A 3,507-nucleotide genomic window follows, 5' to 3' on the forward strand; every position below is an offset into this window, starting at 1 on the left:
CTTCGCCGTCTAGATTTATAATATAAATATACCCCTTCATTCGTAAAATTAGGGGTATATTTATTTTATTGAAAATTTTAATAATTTAATCTATTAATTAATTTTATTTTTTAAAATAAATTAATAAAATTATAATTGTAGAAAATAAATGAGATATTAAATAATTCTGACTCATAAATCCATCATATTTTAATATATTATTAAAAATATTATTATCTATAATTAATAATATGATAATATATATTATTAGATTAATTATAAAAAAAATATATTGATGATTCTGCAATCCTATTAAATAACTCAATGTGTAATAAAATATTATTGATAATAAAAATTCAGATATTAAAATAAAAATCATGATAATTGGAGAAATCATTATACTCCATTCACTCCATTCAACATTTTTTCTACATAGTAATAATATTATAAATATAATAAATGAAATAAAACATTCAATTAAAAATAATAATATCATTTTTTTATTTCTAAATTTTTTATCCATAATTTTTTATAATTTATCATACCAATCTGATACTCTATTATGAGAATTATGAAAATCTCCGAAACAGCCTTGGGGGTTTTCTACCTTTATATTTTTTGCATTTTTAAAAGTTCTACTTGCAGATCCATATTCTCCTGTAAATTTTATAGATGACGGGCGATCTGGTACAAAAATGGAACTCTTTCCACCTCTTATTTGAATAGGATCTTTTTCATCATATACATTTATATGATTAACTTTACCACTAGCATCTTTTGCTAACTGATAATCTTGACGAACTGGAGTATTTATAGTCAGTAAATTAATTTCAACATCTTTAAATTCATCCATGCCTACCATTAGATTAATTGCCTCTATAGCTACATTACCTCCATGACTATGTCCAACTATAGTTACTGGTTCTTCACTAGTCATACTATTTTTTTCCCTTTGTAATAAAACCCTAGATACTAACTCTTTTGCAGCAATAGTCCTCAAAGATGAATAATTACCTCCTGACCATTGAAAATCAAAATCAGACACTCTAGTACTTTTAGTTCCAAATACTTTTTGTACACTACCCAATATTCCAGAATAACCGATTTGATTTTTCCAGGTGCTAGGATCTGACCAAGTACCATGCACAGCAACAACTTGCTTTCCATTCGGGTCTAACCATTTTACAGGACTTTGATAAGTATATCCATAAGTATTTAGGTTTTTATCATTATAAACTCCTCCATTATGTTGACCATCTATATAATGCTCGGTTTCATTATTCGGATTATATCCGCTTAATGGATCTGCACTTAACCATACACTCTCTCTTGGATTATAGTATCTTGCTCCATAATAATACATTTTTTTTAATAGCTTAGTTAGCTAAATTAGCTTTTTAATACTTAATTTTAAAATTTATTTATCTTTTTTATTATACAATATTATCTTTATTCTCAAACCCTTAAGTAATATTGCTAAATCTTCTATTATTATTGACAAAAATATACTGAACTCTCAGGGCAATACCAATTTGACGCTTTCAACACTATTGAAATTATTAGTCTGATTATACTTGTAAGAATATTAATATTGAAAAAATAAAAACCCACTTAATAGTGGGTTTTTTGCCAATAACTTAAAATAATTATATATTTATTCTTGTAATATTTCTTTTAACCCTTTATATGGAACCTTTAACATATATGTCCCTTCACCAATGTCAACAATTGGTGATATATTCATTATATATAAATTCAATTGATCTTTTATAAATACTATACTAGATAACTCTTTGAATCCAATATAACCAAAATCATTTTTATCTAAATTGTTAAAAGTTAAATCTATATTAGATGAATTAACTTGATATTCTATATAATTATTATTGAAATAATGCGTTAAAACCTTTCCATTTACATATATCTCAATGAAATCAACTTTATTAGCCAAAGGTAAAACATAAATATTAAAAAATGGATTAAAATTCACGTTTATACTAGTAGGATCTGGTGATATAATATCATAATTAAACCATTTATTTCTTCTAGGAATTTCGGTAGTTCTAAATTTTATTATATCATTTAAATCTTTATTATCTACCTTTCCAATTTTTATTATAGAAAAGTAGTAAAAACTATCTATTACCCCTCTAGCTCCAAAAAATTTATCTTCTTTATATAATAAAGATTCATAATCTATCCTATTTTCTTTTATAGTTAAAAGAGATGATAGTTTAAATTCTCCATGATTTTCTTTAGATATTAGCTTACTTTTAGATAAACATACAGAGATAAAAAAATATAATATATAAACTATTATTAAAAAGATTATTATCTTAGATATGTTAATATAAGTCCTTTGGGTAATCATCCTTTATATATTAGAAATTTTAAATTAATGAATTTCGTGTTCTTGATTAATAGGCCCAAAAATTGGAGTACAAAGTGAAGGTTCCAGTAAGGTAGGAGGTAATATTCTTCTTAAACCATTATTTATAGTTCCTATAATTATACTAACTGGTTTAATTCCTACACTAAAACCATTGGAATTATTGTCCTTATTTATATTCTCACTTCCACTGAGATAAATTTCACTATTCTTAATATCTGCATTTAGATTAATTCCAATATTAAAATCTAAACGACCTAAAAGAGAAACGCCAACTCCTGCTCCTAAACTTTTTTTTGTAACTTCTATATTACCTTTTATTATATTTAAATCTAACTGATAATCTTGCGAAATTTCTTTAGTGTTATCAGATATATTAAAATTCACTTTATTATCTATATTTATCACTTTTGAATTTCCAAATGTTGTTGTATTATTTATAGAAGCAGATAAAAATATATTTTTTGGTATTGACATTATTTGAGATTGTGATTTAGTACTTGAAATATAATCATTCCTAGAGCCACTACTACCTATATTTCTTAAGATACCATTTAATGGCTTCCAAATATTTCTATTAAACCAATTACTTCGTTTTCCCGTAATTACAACTTCAGGTAGGTCAGTCGGATCCTCAGGATCAATTCCTTCTCCTTCTAAGCCTCGAGGATCTATATACTTAATCGGGTTCTGGAATGTGTACGCATACGGCGATACATTCGAGTACTTTTCTGCCAAAGGATCTACGCTCAACCACACAGATTCCCTCGGGTTGTAATACCTAGCTCCATAATAATACAGTCCTGTTTCTTCATCCAACTCTTTTCCATTAAACAAGTAAGGGGTATTCCAACTGTTATTTCTCTCCTCTATAAACACTTCTCCAAACGGTACATATTCTACATGCTGTACTATTTCGCCGTCTAAGTTAGTGATATAACTTGAGCTGCCCAAATGATCCGGGTGATAATNGTACTGCATTTTCTCATAGTTCACATTGCCGATTCCTATACCTGCTCTTAAGGCTGTATTCTGAGAACAACAGAAGCCTTCCCCGTTAATGTAATCATCATTGTCCTTTCCGTTATACGGTACTTCAAAGTACGCATAGTTCCCTTTTATGTCTTCAATGCTTCTTT

The 3,507-nt window shown here is 26.9% G+C and carries 3 protein-coding genes (1 of these 3 running past the window's edge); all 3 read right to left on the reverse strand.

From position 1 onward, the window contains the following. Nucleotides 1–508: 508 nt before the first annotated feature. A complete protein-coding gene (locus GFU93_RS04215) occupies nucleotides 509–1,342 on the reverse strand; it encodes a hypothetical protein (protein WP_160567508.1) in 834 nt (277 codons plus the stop codon). A 291-nt stretch (nucleotides 1,343–1,633) separates the two neighbouring features. Continuing rightward, nucleotides 1,634–2,350: a hypothetical protein gene (locus GFU93_RS04220; RefSeq protein ID WP_160567510.1), complete on the reverse strand. Its 717-nt coding sequence runs from the start codon at nucleotides 2,348–2,350 to the stop codon at nucleotides 1,634–1,636. A 24-nt stretch (nucleotides 2,351–2,374) separates the two neighbouring features. Continuing rightward, the coding region annotated (locus tag GFU93_RS04225; protein WP_160567512.1) for an RHS repeat domain-containing protein crosses the window boundary (this coding region is incomplete at its 5' end): on the reverse strand, nucleotides 2,375–3,507 show 1,133 of its 1,247 nt. The annotated region continues 114 nt past the right edge of the window.

It is taken from the genome of Apibacter sp. B3546, assembly GCF_009827885.1.
Classification (GTDB): Bacteria; Bacteroidota; Bacteroidia; order Flavobacteriales; family Weeksellaceae; genus Apibacter.

What these genes read in the sequence shown, in the direction of transcription:
- GFU93_RS04220 (WP_160567510.1), bottom strand. Translation starts at nt 2,350, where the DNA reads ATGATTACCCAAAGGACTTATATTAACATATCTAAGATAATAATCTTT.
- GFU93_RS04215 (WP_160567508.1), bottom strand. Translation starts at nt 1,342, where the DNA reads ATGTATTATTATGGAGCAAGATACTATAATCCAAGAGAGAGTGTATGG.